The sequence below is a fragment of the Streptomyces sp. NPDC004667 genome (assembly GCF_040609475.1).
In the GTDB taxonomy this organism is placed as follows: Bacteria; Actinomycetota; Actinomycetes; order Streptomycetales; family Streptomycetaceae; genus Streptomyces.
This window is the reverse complement of the sequence record NZ_JBEXKC010000013.1, coordinates 123,962-140,688: the sequence shown is the minus strand read 5'-3', so window position 1 is coordinate 140,688 and position 16,727 is coordinate 123,962. Positions and strand designations below refer to the sequence as shown.

The 16,727-nt window shown below is 72.6% G+C and carries 16 protein-coding genes; 13 read left to right on the top strand and 3 right to left on the bottom strand.

The window, feature by feature from the left end; all coding sequences use genetic code 11:
* Window positions 1-201 precede the first annotated feature (201 nt).
* The 8 genes from ABZW32_RS10535 (at window position 202) to ABZW32_RS10500 (ending at window position 6,874) form a co-directional block, all read left to right on the top strand.
* A complete protein-coding gene (locus ABZW32_RS10535) occupies window positions 202-855 on the top strand; it encodes an HAD family hydrolase (protein WP_356213940.1) in 654 nt (217 codons plus the stop codon).
* Window positions 856-898: 43 nt separating this feature from the next.
* Window positions 899-2,125: an MFS transporter gene (locus ABZW32_RS10530; RefSeq protein WP_356213938.1), complete on the top strand. Its 1,227-nt coding sequence runs from the start codon at window positions 899-901 to the stop codon at window positions 2,123-2,125.
* Window positions 2,097-3,245: an acetoin utilization protein AcuC gene (locus ABZW32_RS10525; RefSeq protein WP_356213953.1), complete on the top strand. Its 1,149-nt coding sequence runs from the start codon at window positions 2,097-2,099 to the stop codon at window positions 3,243-3,245. Before ABZW32_RS10530 ends, ABZW32_RS10525 begins: the two co-directional genes overlap by 29 nt.
* 78 nt (window positions 3,246-3,323) lie before the next feature.
* The gene (locus ABZW32_RS10520) at window positions 3,324-4,154 is read left to right on the top strand and encodes a phosphatase (RefSeq protein WP_356213936.1); all 831 of its coding nucleotides are present in this window, start codon (window positions 3,324-3,326) and stop codon (window positions 4,152-4,154) included.
* Between the two features lie 113 nt (window positions 4,155-4,267).
* Complete coding sequence (locus tag ABZW32_RS10515) at window positions 4,268-4,477, top strand: helix-turn-helix domain-containing protein (protein ID WP_008738568.1); 210 nt, start codon at window positions 4,268-4,270, stop codon at window positions 4,475-4,477.
* Window positions 4,478-4,598: 121 nt separating this feature from the next.
* On the top strand, window positions 4,599-4,697 hold the full coding sequence (locus ABZW32_RS10510; protein ID WP_003948845.1) for an AURKAIP1/COX24 domain-containing protein: 99 nt from the start codon (window positions 4,599-4,601) through the stop codon (window positions 4,695-4,697).
* Between the two features lie 96 nt (window positions 4,698-4,793).
* Window positions 4,794-5,870, top strand: coding sequence for an NAD-dependent epimerase/dehydratase family protein (locus tag ABZW32_RS10505; protein ID WP_356213951.1), 1,077 nt, complete (start codon window positions 4,794-4,796; stop codon window positions 5,868-5,870).
* On the top strand, window positions 5,870-6,874 hold the full coding sequence (locus ABZW32_RS10500; protein ID WP_356213934.1) for a lysophospholipid acyltransferase family protein: 1,005 nt from the start codon (window positions 5,870-5,872) through the stop codon (window positions 6,872-6,874). The genes ABZW32_RS10505 and ABZW32_RS10500 overlap by 1 nt, the downstream gene beginning before the upstream one ends.
* A 70-nt stretch (window positions 6,875-6,944) precedes the next feature.
* On the opposite strand, the gene ABZW32_RS10495 is transcribed toward ABZW32_RS10500, so the two are convergent.
* From ABZW32_RS10495 to ABZW32_RS10485, 3 genes are all read right to left on the bottom strand, one after another.
* Window positions 6,945-8,162, bottom strand: a complete 1,218-nt coding sequence (locus ABZW32_RS10495; protein ID WP_356213932.1) for a DUF5667 domain-containing protein — start codon at window positions 8,160-8,162, stop codon at window positions 6,945-6,947.
* A gap of 303 nt (window positions 8,163-8,465) precedes the next feature.
* Window positions 8,466-9,278, bottom strand: coding sequence for an ECF subfamily RNA polymerase sigma factor, BldN family (locus ABZW32_RS10490; protein ID WP_356213930.1), 813 nt, complete (start codon window positions 9,276-9,278; stop codon window positions 8,466-8,468).
* Window positions 9,279-9,618: 340 nt separating this feature from the next.
* Window positions 9,619-10,617, bottom strand: a complete 999-nt coding sequence (locus ABZW32_RS10485) for an HAD-IB family hydrolase (RefSeq protein WP_356213928.1) — start codon at window positions 10,615-10,617, stop codon at window positions 9,619-9,621.
* 99 nt (window positions 10,618-10,716) lie between these two features.
* Between ABZW32_RS10485 and ABZW32_RS10480 the strand changes: the two genes are divergently transcribed.
* From ABZW32_RS10480 to ABZW32_RS10460, 5 genes are all read left to right on the top strand, one after another.
* Window positions 10,717-10,995: a glutaredoxin family protein gene (locus tag ABZW32_RS10480; RefSeq protein ID WP_030232201.1), complete on the top strand. Its 279-nt coding sequence runs from the start codon at window positions 10,717-10,719 to the stop codon at window positions 10,993-10,995.
* 273 nt (window positions 10,996-11,268) lie between these two features.
* Window positions 11,269-12,126 (top strand): redox-sensing transcriptional repressor Rex, encoded by an 858-nt coding sequence (locus ABZW32_RS10475; protein WP_356213926.1) that lies wholly within the window; start codon window positions 11,269-11,271, stop codon window positions 12,124-12,126.
* Complete coding sequence (locus ABZW32_RS10470; RefSeq protein ID WP_356213924.1) at window positions 12,123-13,943, top strand: glutamyl-tRNA reductase; 1,821 nt, start codon at window positions 12,123-12,125, stop codon at window positions 13,941-13,943. The genes ABZW32_RS10475 and ABZW32_RS10470 overlap by 4 nt, the downstream gene beginning before the upstream one ends.
* On the top strand, window positions 13,940-14,908 hold the full coding sequence (gene hemC / locus ABZW32_RS10465; RefSeq protein WP_356213922.1) for a hydroxymethylbilane synthase: 969 nt from the start codon (window positions 13,940-13,942) through the stop codon (window positions 14,906-14,908). Before ABZW32_RS10470 ends, hemC begins: the two co-directional genes overlap by 4 nt.
* Window positions 14,905-16,572 (top strand): uroporphyrinogen-III synthase, encoded by a 1,668-nt coding sequence (locus tag ABZW32_RS10460; RefSeq protein WP_356213920.1) that lies wholly within the window; start codon window positions 14,905-14,907, stop codon window positions 16,570-16,572. The genes hemC and ABZW32_RS10460 overlap by 4 nt, the downstream gene beginning before the upstream one ends.
* Window positions 16,573-16,727 lie beyond the last annotated feature (155 nt).

Here is a 16,727-nt window from a genome sequence, read left to right as displayed (position 1 = left end):
GGGGACCCTGTGGGAGAGTAGGACGCCGCCGAACAATCATTGTGGGAAAGCCCCGCACCTTATGGTGCGGGGCTTTTCTGCGTTTACGGCCCGGTCAGCCCGTTCGCCCCGGGCAGGCCGGCGGCGGGTCAACCGTCGGTTCCACCGTTTACCCGCACGGGGTTGCCGGGAACCCGCGCCGGTCGCTCGTACGCTGGGTGGATGGGCTATGAGCTGGTCATCTTCGACAACGACGGCGTCCTCGTGGACAGCGAGCCGCTCGCCAACTCCATCCTGTCCGCGTACCTGACGGAGATCGGGCACCCCACCACCTACGAGGAGTCCCTGCGGGACTACATGGGGGCGGCGGTGCACCGGGTGCACGACCTGGTCTTCGAACGGACCGGGCAGCGGCTGCCCGAGGAGTTCGACCACACCCTGCAGGAACGGATCTCCGCCGGGTTCGCGCGGGAGCTGAAGCCCGTCCCCGGGGTCACCGAGGTGCTGGCCGAGCTGTCCGCGCAGGGGGTGCCGTACTGCCTGGCCTCCTCCGGGACCCACGAGCGGATCCGGGTCGGACACCGCAGCACGGACCTCGGGGAGTGGTTCGAGGAAGAGTGGATCTTCAGTGCGGAGGACGTGGGGCGGGGCAAGCCGGCGCCGGACCTGTTCCTGCACGCCGCCGACATGATGGGCGTCGCGCCCGCGCGGTGCGTGGTGGTCGAGGACAGTCCGCTCGGGGTGGAGGCCGCGCGGGCCGCGGGGATGGACGTCCTCGCGTACACCTCGATGAACCCCGCCGCCGCCCTCCCCGGGGCCACCGGCTACTTCGGTGAGATGAAGGAGCTCTCCGCCCTGCTCGGATTGGGTGTGTGATCTCTCTACCCACCGGTAAGTGGGGGGCCTACGCTGTGCCGCCATGACAGTTGACGTGCGGCTGCGGCGCGGGCGGGGCGCGCTCGGGTTCGGCTTCTTCGCGCAGGGCGTCGCCTTCGCCCTGCTGGTGACCCGGATCCCGGCCATCCAGGACCAGTACGGGATATCCGACGGGCTGCTGCCCGCTTTCCTCGCCGCCGTGCCGATCCTCGCCGGGGTCTCCAGCGTCGCCACCGAGCACCTGGTGAAACGGATCGCGCCGAGCACGGTGCTGCGGTGGGCCCAGCCCGTCGTGCTGCTGGCACTGCTCGGCGTCGGGGCCGGTACCCGGATGTGGCACGTCGCCGTGGCCCTGGGGGTGTTCGGGCTGGCGGTCGGGGCGCTGGACGCCTCGATGAACATGCTGGGAGTGAGCCTCCAGCGGGCGTACGGGCGCAGCATCATGCTCGGGTTCCACGCCGCGTACAGCCTCGGCGGGATCCTGGGGGCCTCGGCGGCCTGGGCGGGCGCGCACTGGCACCTGGCGCTGTTCACCGGGTACCTGCCGGCCGTGGTGGTGCTGCTGCCGATGGTGGTGGTGGGCAGCCGGTTCTACGTGGACGCGGCGGCCGGCGGGGCCGGGGAGGCGGCCGAGGGGTGGCCGGCCGGGGGCGGCAAGCTGCTGCTGCCGCTGTGCCTGGTGATGGCGTGCGCGTACATCGGGGACTCGACGGTGGCGAACTGGAGTGCCAAGTACCTCCAGGACGTGCTGGGCAGCTCGGAGCAGCTGGCGACGGTCCCGTACAACGTGTACATGGTGACGACCCTGATCGGGCGGGCCGTGGGCGACCTCGGGGTGCGCCGGTTCGGGGCGGTGGCCGTGGTGCGGAGCGGGACGGTGGTGGCGGCCGGCGGGTTCGCGGTGGTGGCCGCCGCGCCCGGGGCGTGGACGGGGATGCTCGGGTTCACGCTGCTGGGCATCGGGCTGTGCGTGATCGTGCCGCAGACCTTCGCGGCCGCGGGACGGCTCTTCCCGGGGGCTTCGGACACGGCCGTCGCGCGGCTGAACATCTTCAACTACGTCGGTTTCCTGATCGGTTCGCCGCTCGTCGGCGGGATCGGGGACGCCTGGAGCTACCGGGGGGCGATGGTCGTACCGATGCTGCTCGTGCTGGTCACGCTCTCCCAGGCCCGCTCGTTCGGTCCGCAGCGGGCCCGATACGGTGTCGGGCATGAGCGGCGAGCCGGTGACCGGGCTGTTGATGTGGGACGAGGCGGTAACGGGGTATGACTTCGGACCGAGCCATCCGATGGACCCGGTGCGCCTGGCGCTGACCATGGGCCTGGTGCGCGCCTTCGGGCTGGACCGGGCGATGGAGGTGCGGGCGGCCCCGGCGGCCGGCGATTCGACGCTGCGGCTGGTGCACCGCGAGGACTACGTGGCCGCGGTGCGCGAGGTGTCGGCCGACCCGGGTGCGGCCGACGGTTCGTACGGGCTCGGGACGGTGGACGATCCGGCGTTCCCGGGGATGCACGAGGCCTCGGCGCTGATCGCGGGGCAGTCGGTGGCGGGGGCGGAGGCGCTCTGGGCCGGTGAGGCGGAGCACGCGGTGAACTTCGCGGGCGGGCTGCACCACGCGATGCCGGGCGGTGCGGCCGGGTTCTGCGTGTACAACGACGCGGCCCTGGCCATCGCGCGGCTGCTGGAGCTGGGGGCCGAACGGGTGGCGTACGTCGACGTGGACGTCCATCACGGGGACGGCGTGCAGACGGCGTTCTGGGACGATCCGCGGGTGATGACGGTGTCGCTGCACGAGCACCCGCGGACGCTGTTCCCGCAGACGGGCTGGCCGCAGGAGACGGGCGGCGCGGCGGCCGAGGGGTCCGCGGTGAACGTGGCGCTGCCCGCCGGGACGGGTGACGAGGGCTGGCTGCGGGCCTTCCACGCGACGGTGCCGGAGCTGCTGGCGGACTTCCGGCCGCAGGTGCTGGTGACCCAGCACGGGGCCGACACGCACTTCGAGGACCCGCTCGCCCATCTGGCGGTGTCGCTGGACGCGCAGCGGGCGGTGCAGGAGGCCTGCCACCGGCTGGCGCACGAGTACGCGGGCGGGCGGTGGCTGGCGCTGGGCGGCGGCGGGTACGCGGTGGTGGACGTCGTACCGCGGTCGTGGACGCACCTGGTGGGGATCGCGGCGCACCGGCCGGTGGATCCGGCGGCGGCGGTCCCGCGGGAGTGGCTCGACCAGGTGTACGCGCGGACGCGGCAGCCGGGGCCGGCGCGGATGACGGACGGCCGTGACGCGCGGTGGCGGGACTGGGACGCCGGTTACGATCCCGCGGACGCGACGGATCAGGCCGTTCTGGCGACGCGCAGGGCGGTGTTCCCGTTGCGCGGGATGCTCGTGTGACGATGCATCATTACGCCGACTGTGGGGCTGTTCGCGGGAACTGATGATGCGCCAGAAAGGGTGCGGCAGCATCGGAGGGTGTTGAGCACCGGCGCGTTGCGTGCGCATCTGCTGGCAGCCCGGCTGGCCGGGCCCGTCGCCACGTCGAGGGAGTCGAGCCTGCGTCGTTACCGGCTGTTCGCGGCGGGGGATCCGCGGGTGCTTCTGGGGCTGGACCCGGAGCGGGGCTGGGGTGAGGGCGAGCTGCTGCGGCTGATGGCGGCCAAGTGCGGGGTCTCGGCGGATCCGGCGCACGTCAGCGGGCCGGACGTGATCGATCCGGAGCTGACGGTGGCGGCCCTGGGGGCCTTCGCGGAGCGGTTGGGCGCGGCGGCCGGGGCGCGGTCGCCCGTGCTGTTCGGGACGGGTCATCCGCACCGCCTCCTGGGGTTCTACGCCGCTTTGGCCGGGGCGCTGTCGGCGGCGGGATGTGATGTCCTCACCCCGGCGCAGGGGGTCGGAGTCGACATGGCGACCCGGTTCGGCGTACGCCCGTACCGGATCGATTACGTACGGGGAGTCGCACTGGTGCGGGAACCCGGCGCGCGGCGGGCCGGGAGTGCGACCGGCGTGCACTCCCATTCGCCGCTGCCGGTTCGGATCGCTCTGGGGGCGCTGGCGGAGGCCGGGGGGCCGCTGCCGGAACTGGTGGTGGGGGATCACGGGTGGGTCTGCGGCGCAGGTCAGCTCGGTGTGGATGCGATCGGGCTGGCCGATGCGGATGATCCCGCGTTGTTCGTCGGGGAGGCCGAGGGGCGGGTCGCGGTGAGCGTTCCGCTTGATGACGGGGCGCGCTCGGAGCACTACGATCCGCTCGCCCGGTACGTCCTGCGCCGTGCGCGGCTGGCGGGGCGTCAGGAGTGGCCGTAGCTCCTCTTCCCCACTCGTATCACACGCCCCTACTCTGGGAGTGAGCGTGCGACGACGAGGAGTAACCGGAGGGGAAGCCGGTGCCCGTCATGCGCGGAAGGTCAAGGTGTGTCATGGCTGCTGGCGAGAGGCCTCTCAGTGAGGTTCAGTTCCTGACCGTGGCGGAGGTCGCCTCGGTGATGCGAGTGTCGAAGATGACCGTGTACCGGCTGGTGCACAACGGTCATCTGCCCGCAATCCGGGTGGGCCGGTCCTTCCGGGTCCCCGAGAACGCGGTCCACGAGTACCTCCGGGAGTCCTATGTGGGGGTGGAATCAGCCTGAGACAGACCCCCGCAGGCCCTCGGATTACAAGCTCAGAGCTCGGGACGGTAGGCTAGGCCGACGTAGGTCGTGTGGGCCCCGACGCCCCGCACCGAATGAAGAGAAGTGAGCGAGGGTAGTCGTGGGCTCTGTTATCAAGAAGCGGCGCAAGCGGATGGCTAAGAAGAAGCACCGCAAGCTGCTCAAGCGCACCCGCGTCCAGCGCCGTAACAAGAAGTAAACGGCAGCTGTACGTGTTCTCCGCAGCCCCTCCACCATCCTTGGTGGAGGGGCTGCGGTGCAGCCGGGGTACTTCTTCGAGGGAGGCGCTGAGCTCGTGGGCAAGGTCGTGCTCGTCACCGGGGCTGCCCGGCAGCTGGGAGGCCGCTTCGTACGGCGCATCCAGCGCGACCCGGAGGTGGAACGGGTCATCGCGGTCGACGCGGTGAGCCCGCCGCACCGGCTCGGCTCGGCCGAGTTCGTGCGGACGGACATCAGGCAGTCGGCCATTGCCCGCGTGCTCGCCGAGCACGCCGTGGACACGGTGGTCCACCTGGCCGTCACGGGCGGCGCCGCGGGCGCCCCGGGCGGGCGCAGCGCCGTCAAGGAAACGAACGTCATCGGGACGATGCAGCTCCTCGGGGCCTGCCAGAAGTCGCCGACGGTACGACGGCTCGTGGTGAAGTCGAGCACCAGCGTGTACGGGGGCACCTCCCGGGACCCGGCCGTCTTCACCGAGACCACCCAGCCGAAGTCCCTGCCGGGCGCCGGCTTCGCGAAGGACGCGGCGGAGGTCGAGGGATACGTACGGGGCTTCGCGCGCCGACGGCCGGACGTGGCGGTGTGCGTGCTGCGCTTCGCGAACATCCTGGGGCCGTTCGCGGATTCGGCGCTGGCGGAGTACTTCTCGATGCCGGTGATGCCGACGGTGCTGGGCTACGACCCGAGGCTGCAGTTCGTCCACGAGGACGACGTGGTGGAGGTGCTCCGGCTGGCGGCGGGGGAGCCGCGGCGGGGGACGCTGAACAGCGGCACGTTCAACATCGCGGGGGACGGGGTGCTGCTGCTGTCGCAGTGCTCGAGGCGGCTGGGGCGGCCGACGGTGCCGCTGCTGCTGCCCGCGGTGACGTGGGTGGGGTCGGCGCTGCGCGCGGTCGGGGTGACGGACTTCTCCCCGGAGCAGATCCGGCTGCTGACCCACGGCCGGGTCGTGGAGACCTCGCAGATGCGGGACACCCTGGGGTTCCGGCCGATGTACACGACCGTGGAGACCTTCGCCGACTTCGCGCGCAGCCGCGGGAGCGGGCTGCTGCCCCCGGAGCGGGTGGACCGGGCCGTGCGGCGGGCGGCGGCCGTGCTGAAGGTGGAGGGCCTGGATGTGGGTGCCGGTGTGGACGAGGGAGCGAAGCGATAGTGGCGGACGCGAAGGTCATCCCGTTCGACGAGGACCGGCCGCGCCGGCGCGGCGCGGTCCGGAAGGTACGGGCGGTGCCCGATCCGCTGGAGCCGGCGGACCCGGTGGAGCCGGTGGAGTCCGCCGTCGGGTCCGGCTCCGAGCCGGCTGCGGCGGGGGCCGGTGACGGCTGGGACCGGCGGATCGCGGGCGGGCTGGCGTTCCTGCGGCGACGGATCACCGGGGAGTACGAGGTCGACGACTTCGGCTACGACAAGGAACTGACGGACCAGGTCCTGATGTCCCTGCTGCGGCCGCTGTACGACAAATACTTCCGGGTGGAGGTCAAGGGCATCGAGAACATCCCCAAGGAGGGTGGTGCGCTGATCGTGGCGAACCACTCGGGGACGGTCCCGCTGGACGGGCTGATGCTCCAGGTGGCCGTGCACGACCGGCATCCCGCGGAGCGGCACCTGCGGCTGCTGGCGGCGGACCTGGTGTTCATGCTGCCGGTGGTCAACGAGGTCGCCCGCAAGGCCGGGCACACGCTGGCCTGCGCGGAGGACGCGCAGCGGCTCCTGGAGGCCGGGGAGCTGGTCGGGGTGATGCCGGAGGGCTTCAAGGGGATAGGGAAGCCGTTCGGCGAGCGGTACAAGCTGCAGCGGTTCGGTCGGGGCGGTTTCGTCTCGACGGCGCTGCGGGCGGGTACTCCGATCGTGCCGTGTTCGATCGTGGGCGCGGAGGAGATCTATCCGATGATCGGCAACGCGAAGACGCTGGCGCGGTTGCTGGGGCTGCCGTACTTCCCGGTGACGCCGACGTTCCCGTGGCTGGGGCCGCTGGGCGCGGTGCCGCTGCCGACGAAGTGGACGATCCAGTTCGGGGAGCCGATCCCGACGGACGGGTACGCGCCGGAGGCGGCGGAGGACCCGATGCTGATGTTCAACCTCACGGACCAGGTCCGGGAGCAGATCCAGCACACCCTGTACAAGCTGCTGGTGCAGCGGCGTTCGGTGTTCTTCTGAGCCGGCGCGCTTGAACGGCGGCAGGACGAAGCGGGGGTCGCGCGGTGCGCGGCCCCCGCTGTCGCGTCGGCTACTGGCCGGCGTCCTCCGCGTTGATGCCCAGGCCCGGGAGGAGGCCCGGGAGGAGCGGCGGGAGGGTGATGTCCGGCTTCGGCTGGTCCGGGGTCGCCGAGGAGGGCGGGGCGGACTGGCCCGGGGCCGGGGGGTGGAGCAGGTCGCCGGCGCCGCCCAGGAGGCCGCCCGCACCGGGGGCCGGGGGCCGGCTGCCGGAGGGGCTGGGGGTGGCCTGGGGCGCCGCCTGGGAGGGGGCGCCCGGTTGGGGCGGGGTCTGCTGCTTGCCCGCCGCCGGACTGCTGGGCGTTTTGGCGGGCGCGCCCGAGCCGCGCGTCTGTTCCGGGGGCTTGGGGAGCAGTCCCTGGAGCGGCGCCACGTCTTCGTCTATGGCCTGGAACACCGATTCGACCTCGCCCCCGACGTCGTTGAGCTGCGCCGGGAGCTTGTCCCGGAGCCTGCCCCACGCGTCGCGGTGCGAGCGGGAGAACGAGGACAGCGTCTGGATCGGGCCGAGTGATCCGTCCCGTTCGTACGCCGCCTGGAGCAGCCGGTGGCCTTCGGCGGCGTCGTGCTTCATGCCCGCGAGGGCCCGGCGGATCGCGCCCAGCACCTCGTGGTCCAGCGGGCCCGAACGGCCGCGCTCCATGAGCCGGCGCGCCTCCGACAGCCGGTTCGAGGCCTGGTCCAGGTAGAGCTCGCCCCGGTCCGCGTCCTCGTCGGCCATGCCCAGCTTCAGGTCCTCCATGCCCCGCTTGACGGGGTAGAGGGAGTCACCGGGCAGGGCGTCGGTGCTGGCAGCGGCCACTCCGCTGAAGGCCCCTGCGGCCACACCCACGGTGAGGCCCCCCGCTGCGATGCCCTTGGACCAGCGGGAGCGGGGCCGCAATTTCCGGAGCGAGGTCGCCCGGTGGGCGCCGCGGCCGGTCCGCTGCTCGGGCACCAGAGGGTCCTCGGCGGCACCGCCCCCGGCCCTCTCCTCCATCACCATGGCCTCCATGGCGGCGACGAGCTGGGCTCGTTGCACCACTTTGACCTCGGGGTCCAGCACCGGGCGCGGCATTCTTTCGCCGAGCACGCTCGCCAGGGCCAACAACCGGTCGTGGTCGGCAGGTTCGGCAGGTGCCTCGGACTGCTCGGCCGCCGGGTCCGGTTCCGAAAGGTCGGACGGGGTCCGATCCTCCAGGGCCTGGGCGAAGGCGTTCGCCCGCCGGTGCGGAGTAACGTTCGCGATCACTGGCGGCACCTCCTCTCGTCATGACGATCGACTCCCCAAGCTGTCCGGAAGGTTGCCTTCCTTGAGCACATCCACACTTTCGGGTGAGCGGCTTCGGGCAGGGCATGTCCACAGGGAGCCTGCATCCCGCACAACGAGCGGCGCGGCACTTGGGTTACGGACGAAGGATGATCGGACCACAGCGTCATCGAGGGGTCACCGGGAGTAGGCGTCGGGTTGTCGTTACTGCGGGGTCCGGCGGAGGGGATCGGTGGTCCGCCGGGCGTGGGGGAGGTGTGGGGGCGGGGGGACGGAGGGGGCGGCTCAGCGGGCGTCGTCCGGGAGCAGGCGGGCCAGGGTGCGGACCGCCCGGTACTGGAGCGTCTTGATGGCGCCCTCGTTCTTCCCCATCACCCGGGCCGTCTCGGCGACCGAGAGGCCCTGCAGGAAGCGCAGGGTCACGCACTCCTGCTGCTGGGGGTTGAGTTTCCGCACGGCTTCGAGCAGGGCCGCGTTGGAGAGGGACTCCAGCACGGAGTCCTCGGGGCTGCGCTCGACCTCGTTGGCGTCGAGCATCTCGCCGGTGGTGACCTCCAGGCGGAAGCGGCTGGACTTGAAGTGGTCCGCCACCAGGTTCCGCGCGATGGTCACCAGCCAGGCGCCGAAGTCGCGGCCCTGCCAGGTGAAGGTGGAGATGCGGCGCAGCGCGCGCAGGAAGGTCTCACTGGTGAGGTCCTCCGCGGTCGCCTTGCCCCCGACGCGGTAGTAGATGTAGCGGTACACCGTGTCGCTGTACTGGTCGTAGAGGCGGCCGAAGGCCTCGGCCTCGCCGGCCTGGGCGCGTTCGACCAGGTCCATCATGCGGGCCTGGTCGCTGTCCGCGGTGGGGCGGCGGGCGGCGGGTGCGGTGCCGGCTGCGGTGCCGGCGGGGCTCGCGCCCGTCCGACCTCGTCTGCCCACCGTCGCCCCGCCGTCGGTCAGGGCGTAGCAAGGACCGGCCGGGCCGAGGCCGGCAGGGACCGCGGCGGCGAGGGCGGGGACGGCGTACGCGGTGGGGACGAAGCCGCGCAGGTGGTCGAGGACCGTTGCGCGCAGCGTAGCCAGGCCCGAGGCGTCAACCCCGACAGGTGGGTACACGGGACTCCCAGAGGCAGAGCTTCCATCACGTGCAGTGCGGGACCGTTCACCCGTCGTGGCGACAGATGGGCGGTGGCATGCGTTTGAGGAGAATAACGCTTCGTACAGGCAGCGCTACACCCAGTTGCTGAAATCACCGGTTCCGACACTTCTGTTGCGTGTCCAGGGCATATTCAGGCCTGGTTGGTGATCGATTCTTGATCGGATGGGTGCGCGGAATGGACGCTTCCACGCTGGCTCGCGACCGACTCGGGCAGGCCGGAGTGCCGCGCCGACGGCGCGGGTAAGGGTGGGCGGTTGGGTGCGGCGGGGCCCGTGGCCGGGCCGGGGCCCGGTGCCGTTACTTGCGGCGGCGGTGCAGGGCGATGGCGGCGGCCGCGCCACCTGCGATCGCGCCGACTCCCGCGGCGGCCGGGACGCCGACCTTCACGGCCTTGCGGCCGGTCCGATAGTCGCGCAGCCGCCAGTCGTTGGCCTGGGCGTGCTTGCGCAGTTTTGTGTCGGGATTGATCGCGTACGGATGTCCGACCAGCGACAGCATCGGGATGTCGTTGTGCGAATCGCTGTACGCGGCGCAGCGGGCGAGGTCCAGGTCCTCGGCGGCGGCCAGCGCGCGCACCGCCTCGGCCTTGGCGGGGCCGTGCAGGGGTTCGCCGACCAGGCGGCCGGTGTACACGCCGTCCACGGACTCCGCGACGGTGCCCAGGGCTCCGGTCAGGCCCAGGCGGCGGGCGATGATCGTGGCCGTCTCCACGGGCGCGGCGGTGACCAGCCACACCTTCTGGCCGGCGTCGAGGTGGGCCTGGGCGAGGGCGCGGGTACCGGGCCAGATCCGCTCGGCCATGTACTCGTCGTAGATCTCCTCGCCGATGGACATCAGCTCCGAGACCCGGTGGCCCTTGACGATGGACAGGGCGCTGTCGCGGGCGTCCTGCATGTGGTCGGGGTCCTCGACCCCGGCGAGCCGGAACCAGGCCTGCTGCCAGGCGAAGCGGGCCAGTTCGCGGCGGCGGAAGAACTCGCGCTTGTAGAGGCCGCGGCCGAAGTGGAAGATCGCGGCGCCCTGCATGACGGTGTTGTCGAGGTCGAAGAAGGCGGCGGCCAGGTCGTCGCCCGGAACGGGGAACTCCGGCTCGGGGGCGCTCTCCGGGGTGTCCGTCGCGGGCACGGCGGAGGCCGCCGGGAGGGCTTGCTCGGCCTCGTCCTGCGGCGGTGTCGTATGAGGTGGGGCCTCGGCCTGCGCGGTCTTGCGGGCGGCCTCGGCCGAGGCCTCGCCTGCCAGCACGCTCCGCGCGGTCGCGGAGCGCCTACGGGGGGTGAGCCATCCCAGAGCGGCCATGACGCGAGCATAGCCACTGTGTTCGGGAGTTCCCGAACCGCCGGGAAACGGAGCGGTTAACTCTTCGGGCACCGCGGCACGGCGCGGGACAATGAGGGCATGAGTCCTTTGCTGCGCCGTAAGGAAAAGAAGCGTCCCGGGGAGCGGATGGTCACGCTCATCGGGAAGCCGGGGTGCCATCTGTGTGACGACGCCCAGGAGGTCATCGAATCGATCTGCGCCGAGACGGGCGCGCAGTGGGAGAAGAAGGACATCTCGCAGGACGAGGAGCTCTACCGGCTGCACTGGGAGCAGATTCCGGTGGTGCTGATCGACGGCGAGCAGCACACCTTCTGGAGGGTGAACCCCGACCGGCTGCGACGGGCATTGGGAGCCTGACCGCTCCGGCGGTTACCATCATGGGCGATTTATGGGGACTCGGGGGCGTATTGATGAGGAGTGTGTACCGCTTTGCCCCCCTCGGGATTTGAACGGGTTCGGCCCGTTCCCGGTTCCCGTCTTCCTTGCCCGACCCGCGTGACCCCGGTCACTTTGCTCGGACAAAGCGGACACAATCTTTGTGCACGCGTTCACAAAGACATAGCCTGCACTCGACGGGGCGGTCCTGGGACAAGTGGCCGCCTGCAGCCCCGCTCATCCCGCAGGAGCATCGTGGCAACTGGCCGAACTCACCGACCGGCGACCCGCAGCCGAGGTATTCCCGAGGCCACTGTCGCCCGGCTTCCGCTGTACCTGCGCGCCCTCACCGCGCTCTCCGAGCGATCGGTGCCCACGGTGTCCTCCGAAGAGCTCGCGACCGCCGCCGGGGTCAACTCGGCGAAGCTGCGCAAGGACTTCTCGTACCTCGGTTCCTACGGGACGCGGGGCGTCGGCTACGACGTCGAGTACCTCGTCTACCAGATCTCCCGCGAACTCGGCCTGACCCAGGACTGGCCGGTCGTCATCGTCGGCATCGGCAACCTCGGCGCCGCGCTCGCCAACTACGGCGGTTTCGCCTCCCGCGGGTTCCGCGTGGCCGCGCTGATCGACGCCGACCCCGCGATGGCCGGGAAGCCGGTCGCCGGCATGCCCGTCCAGCACACCGATGACCTGGAGAAGATCATCGAGGAGAACGGCGTCTCGATCGGGGTCATCGCGACCCCGGCCGGCGCCGCGCAGCAGGTGAGCGAGCGGCTCATCGCCGCCGGGGTCACCTCCATCCTGAACTTCGCGCCGACCGTGCTGTCCGTCCCCGACGGCGTGGACGTCCGCAAGGTCGACCTGTCGATCGAGCTCCAGATCCTGGCCTTCCACGAGCAGCGCAAGGCCGGCGAGGAAGCGGCCGCCGCGGGCACGGACGCCGCCGACGCCGGTATGGGCGCGGGTGCGGCCACGGCTGCCCCCGCGGGTACCGGTACGGGTACGGGCGCCGCGCCCGCCGCCGCCGTCGAGCCGCCGGCCGGCCGGGCCGCCGCGGCCGCGCGCAAGGGCGGACCCGAGGGTGACGTCCCGGCGGTGATGCCGGCATGAGTCTGCTCGTCGTGGGCCTCAGCCACCGCAGCGCGCCCGTCAGCGTGCTGGAGCGGGCCTCGCTGTCCGCCGACGCCAAGGTCAAGCTGCTGCACGACACGCTGGCCGCCGAGCCGGCGGCCGAGGCCACCGTGCTCGCCACCTGCAACCGGATCGAGCTGTACGCCGACGTGGACAAGTTCCACGCCGGTGTCGCCGAGCTGTCCACGCTGCTGGCCCAGCACAGCGGGGTCGCGCTGGAGGAGCTCACCCCGTACCTGTACGTCCACTACGAGGACCGGGCGGTGCACCACCTGTTCTCGGTGGCGTGCGGGCTGGACTCCATGGTCGTCGGCGAGGGCCAGATCCTCGGCCAGATCAAGGACGCGCTCGCGCTGGGCCAGGAGCTCCACACGGCCGGCCGGCTGATCAACGACCTCTTCCAGCAGGCGCTGCGCGTCGGCAAGCGGGCGCACTCCGAGACCGGGATCGACCGGGCCGGACAGTCGCTGGTGACCTTCGGGCTGGAGCAGCTCGCCGGGCACGCGGTGCCCGTCGGCGAGTGGGCCGCGGGCAAGCGGGCCCTGGTGATCGGCGCCGGGTCGATGTCCTCGCTGGCCGCCGCGACGCTCGCGCGGGTGGGGGTCGCCGAGATCGTCGTGGCCAACCGGACCGCGGAGCGGGCGGAACGTCTCGCCGAGATTCTGGTTGCCTCGGGCACCGGTGTCGCGGCGCGGGCCGTGACGATGGGCGCCGTCACCGACGAACTGACACGTGTTGACGTGGTCGTCTCCTGCACGGGGGCGACCGGGCTGGTCCTGACCGGCGACGACGTGGCGCGCGCGGTGGAGGGCGGCCCCGAGGCGCCCTCCCCGGCGGGACCGGAAGGACGGGCCCCGGCCACGGGCACGGCCGACGGCTCCGCCGGGACCGGGCCGGCCACCGCCGGAGCCGTGGCCCAGGGCCCCGGAGCGGGCGCGGCAGGTGCGGCGACGCACGGGCCCGGCGCCGGTGACGGCGCGCGGACGGCCGTCGCCGTGGCCGACGCCGAGGTCGTCGCGCGGCTCGTGGCCGCCGCCGAGGCCGGGCGGCGGCTCGCCGACGCCGGGGCCGCGCGGACCATCGTCCCCGCGCCGGCCACCGCCGAACCCGACGGCTGCCCCCTGGGCCTCGACGCCCCCGCCGGGGACGGCCGCTCCGCGCTGACCGGGGTCGACGCCACCTCCCTCGAACTGCACGGCACCTGGGCCGACCAGGGCGAGGCCGCCGCACAGCGGCAGCCCCGCCGGACGGTCCGCAGCAGCGTCGCCGGCACGGCCGTGCGGCTCGCGCTGCTCGACCTGGCCATGCCCCGCGACATCGACGCCGCCGTGCACCGGATCCCCGGGGTGCGCCTCGTCGACATCGAGAGCCTCGCCGAGGCCTCGGCCGACGCCCCGATGGCGGCCGACGTCGACGCCGTGCGCACGATCGTCGCGGACGAGGTGGCCGCCTTCGGCGCCGCCCAGCGCGCCGCGCACATCACCCCCACCGTCGTCGCCCTGCGGGCGATGGCCGCCGAGGTCGTCGCCATGGAGGTGGCACGGCTCGACGGGCGGGTACCCGACCTCGACGAGCGGCAGCGGGCCGAGGTCACCCAGACCGTGCGCCGCGTCGTCGACAAGCTCCTCCACGCGCCGACCGTGCGCGTCAAGCAGCTCGCGAGCGAACCCGGCGGCGCCGGGTACGCCGAAGCGCTGCGCGAACTCTTCGACCTCGACCCTCAGACGGTGGAATCCGTCAGCCGGGCGGACGCGGCCGATCCGAAGAACGACGACGACCCAGGACGGGCATCATGAACACACGTCCCGACCAGCCCCTCAGGCTCGGCACGCGGCGCAGCAAGCTGGCCATGTCCCAGTCCGGGCACGTCGCCGAGGCGGTCCGGGCGGTCACCGGCCGCCCGGTGGAGCTCGTGGAGATCACGACCTACGGTGACGTGTCCCGCGAGAACCTCGCCCAGATCGGCGGCACCGGGGTGTTCGTCACCGCGCTGCGCGACGCACTGGTCCGCGGCGAGGTCGACTTCGCCGTGCACTCGCTGAAGGACCTGCCGACCACGCAGCCCGACGAGCTGGTCATCGCGGCCATGCCCAAGCGGGAGGACCCGCGCGACGCGCTCGTGGCACGGGACGGCCTGACCCTCGAGCAGCTGCCCGACGGCGCCCGCGTGGGCACCGGCTCGCCGCGCCGCACCGCGCAGCTGCACGCGTACGCCCGCAGCCTGGGCAAGCGCATCGAGACCGTCGCGATCCGCGGCAACGTCGACACCCGCATCGGGTTCGTGCGCGACGGGGAGCTCGACGCCGTCGTGCTCGCCGCCGCCGGACTGAACCGGATCGGCCGTGGCGACGAGGCGACCGACCTGCTGTCGGTCGACAACATGCTGCCCGCGCCCGGCCAGGGTGCCCTGGCCGTGGAGTGCCTCGCGTCCAACACGGAGCTCGTCGCCGCACTCGGTGAGCTCGACGACCCGCACACCCGGGCCGCCGTGACCGCGGAGCGGTCCCTGCTCGGCGCCCTGGAGGCCGGCTGCAGCGCCCCCGTGGGCGCGCTCGCCGACCTTCTGGCCGACGGGGAGATTGTCAATGAAATGCGCCTGCGCGGCGTCGTCGGAACCCTCGACGGAACCACGCTGGTGCAGCTGTCCACCACCGGTCCCGTGCCCCAGTCGTACGACGAGGCCATGGCGCTCGGCCGCGAACTCGCGGACGAGATGCTGGCCAAGGGCGCGGCCGGTCTGATGGGGGAGCGATCCCTTTGAACCCCTCAAGCCCCACCACCTCCGCTTTTCCGGCCGTCGCCGCGCACGGGCTCGTCACCTTCCTCGGTGCCGGCCCCGGCGACCCGGGTCTGCTGACGCTGCGCGCCGTGGAGGCGCTCGTCGCCGCGGACGTACTGATCGCCGAGCCAGAGGTGCTCGACGTCGTACGGACCCACGCGCGCGCGGGCGTCGACACGCCGCAGCTGACGGTCGCTGACGAACTGTCAGCCGCCGCCGGGGTCCCGGTGATCCGCGACGCCGCCAATCTTGTCATGGAGGCCGCGCGCTCCGGCAGGCGGGTCGTCCGTGCCGTCACCGGCGACCCGGGGCTCGACGGGAACGCCGCCTCCGAGATGCTGGCCTGCGCCCACGAGGGCATCCCCTTCGAGGTGGTGCCCGGTGTCGCCACCGCCGTCGGCGTGCCCGCCTACGCGGGTGTGCCGCTGCGCGGCGAGCAGGGCGCCGACGTCCGCTTCGTCGACGCCCGGCACGCCTCGCAGCGCTGCTGGAGCGAGGTGGGCACCAGCGAGTGCAGCGTCGTCGTCACCGCGACCCTGGAGACCGTCTCCGCCGCCGCCGCCGAGCTGGTGTCGGCCGGCCGCAAGCCGGAGACCCCGCTGACGGTCACCGTGGGCGGTACGACGACCCGCCAGCGGACCTGGAGCGCGACCCTGGGCACCATCGCCCAGGTGTTCAAGCAGGGCAAGGTGCTCCCCTCCCCCGAGGGCGCGCGGCCCGTCATAGCCGTGGTCGGTGAGCAGGGCGCCGCCGCGCGGCGCGAGGAGATGGCCTGGTTCGAGTCGAAGCCGCTGTTCGGCTGGCGGGTCCTCGTACCGCGCACCAAGGAGCAGGCCGCTTCGCTCTCCGACCAGCTGCGTTCCTACGGCGCGGTGCCGCACGAGGTGCCGACCATCGCCGTGGAGCCGCCGCGCACCCCGCAGCAGATGGAGCGGGCGGTCAAGGGCCTGGTCACCGGCCGCTACGAGTGGATCGCCTTCACCTCCGTCAACGCGGTCAAGGCGGTGCGGGAGAAGTTCGAGGAGTACGGGCTCGACGCGCGCGCCTTCGCGGGCATCAAGGTCGCCGCGGTCGGCGAGCAGACCGCCGCCGCGCTGGTCGAGTTCGGCGTCAAGCCGGACCTGGTGCCGAGCGGCGAGCAGTCGGCCGCCGGGCTGCTGGAGGACTGGCCGCCCTACGACCCGGTCTTCGACCCGATCGACCGCGTCTTCCTGCCGCGCGCCGACATCGCCACCGAGACCCTGGTGGCCGGTCTGATCGAGCTGGGCTGGGAGGTCGACGACGTCACGGCCTACCGGACCGTGCGCGCGTCGCCGCCGCCGGCCGACACCCGTGAGGCGATCAAGGGCGGCGGCTTCGACGCCGTGCTCTTCACCTCGTCCTCGACCGTCCGTAACCTGGTCGGCATCGCGGGCAAGCCGCACAACGTGACCGTCATCGCCTGCATCGGCCCGGCCACCGCCAAGACGGCGGAGGAGCACGGCCTGCGCGTGGACGTGCTGTCGCCGGAGCCGAGCGTGGGCAAGCTGGCGGAGGCGCTCGCCGCGTACGGCGAGGCCCGCCGCGAGGCCGCGAAGGAGGCCGGCGAGACGGTCTCCCGCCCGAGCGAACGCCGCCCGGGCGCCCGTCGCCGTCGCACGACGTGAGCGGCTTAGACGGGGTCGGCCCGTTACGGGACACGGCGAAGGGGCCCGGGTGCACAGCGCACCCGGGCCCCTTCGCCGTTGTCGTTCCCGCTCCCGGGGGTAATCCGGTTGTCCGCAGGCCTCCGTACGGCGAGGATCGCCGCCGGACGAGGGGG

Coding starts and splice junctions, on each gene's coding strand:
- hemC (WP_356213922.1), top strand. CDS start 13,940: ATGAACACACGTCCCGACCAGCCCCTCAGGCTCGGCACGCGGCGCAGC.
- ABZW32_RS10480 (WP_030232201.1), top strand. CDS start 10,717: ATGAGTCCTTTGCTGCGCCGTAAGGAAAAGAAGCGTCCCGGGGAGCGG.
- ABZW32_RS10515 (WP_008738568.1), top strand. CDS start 4,268: ATGGCTGCTGGCGAGAGGCCTCTCAGTGAGGTTCAGTTCCTGACCGTG.
- ABZW32_RS10530 (WP_356213938.1), top strand. CDS start 899: ATGACAGTTGACGTGCGGCTGCGGCGCGGGCGGGGCGCGCTCGGGTTC.
- ABZW32_RS10485 (WP_356213928.1), bottom strand. CDS start 10,617: ATGGCCGCTCTGGGATGGCTCACCCCCCGTAGGCGCTCCGCGACCGCG.
- ABZW32_RS10525 (WP_356213953.1), top strand. CDS start 2,097: ATGTGGGACGAGGCGGTAACGGGGTATGACTTCGGACCGAGCCATCCG.
- ABZW32_RS10535 (WP_356213940.1), top strand. CDS start 202: ATGGGCTATGAGCTGGTCATCTTCGACAACGACGGCGTCCTCGTGGAC.
- ABZW32_RS10470 (WP_356213924.1), top strand. CDS start 12,123: ATGAGTCTGCTCGTCGTGGGCCTCAGCCACCGCAGCGCGCCCGTCAGC.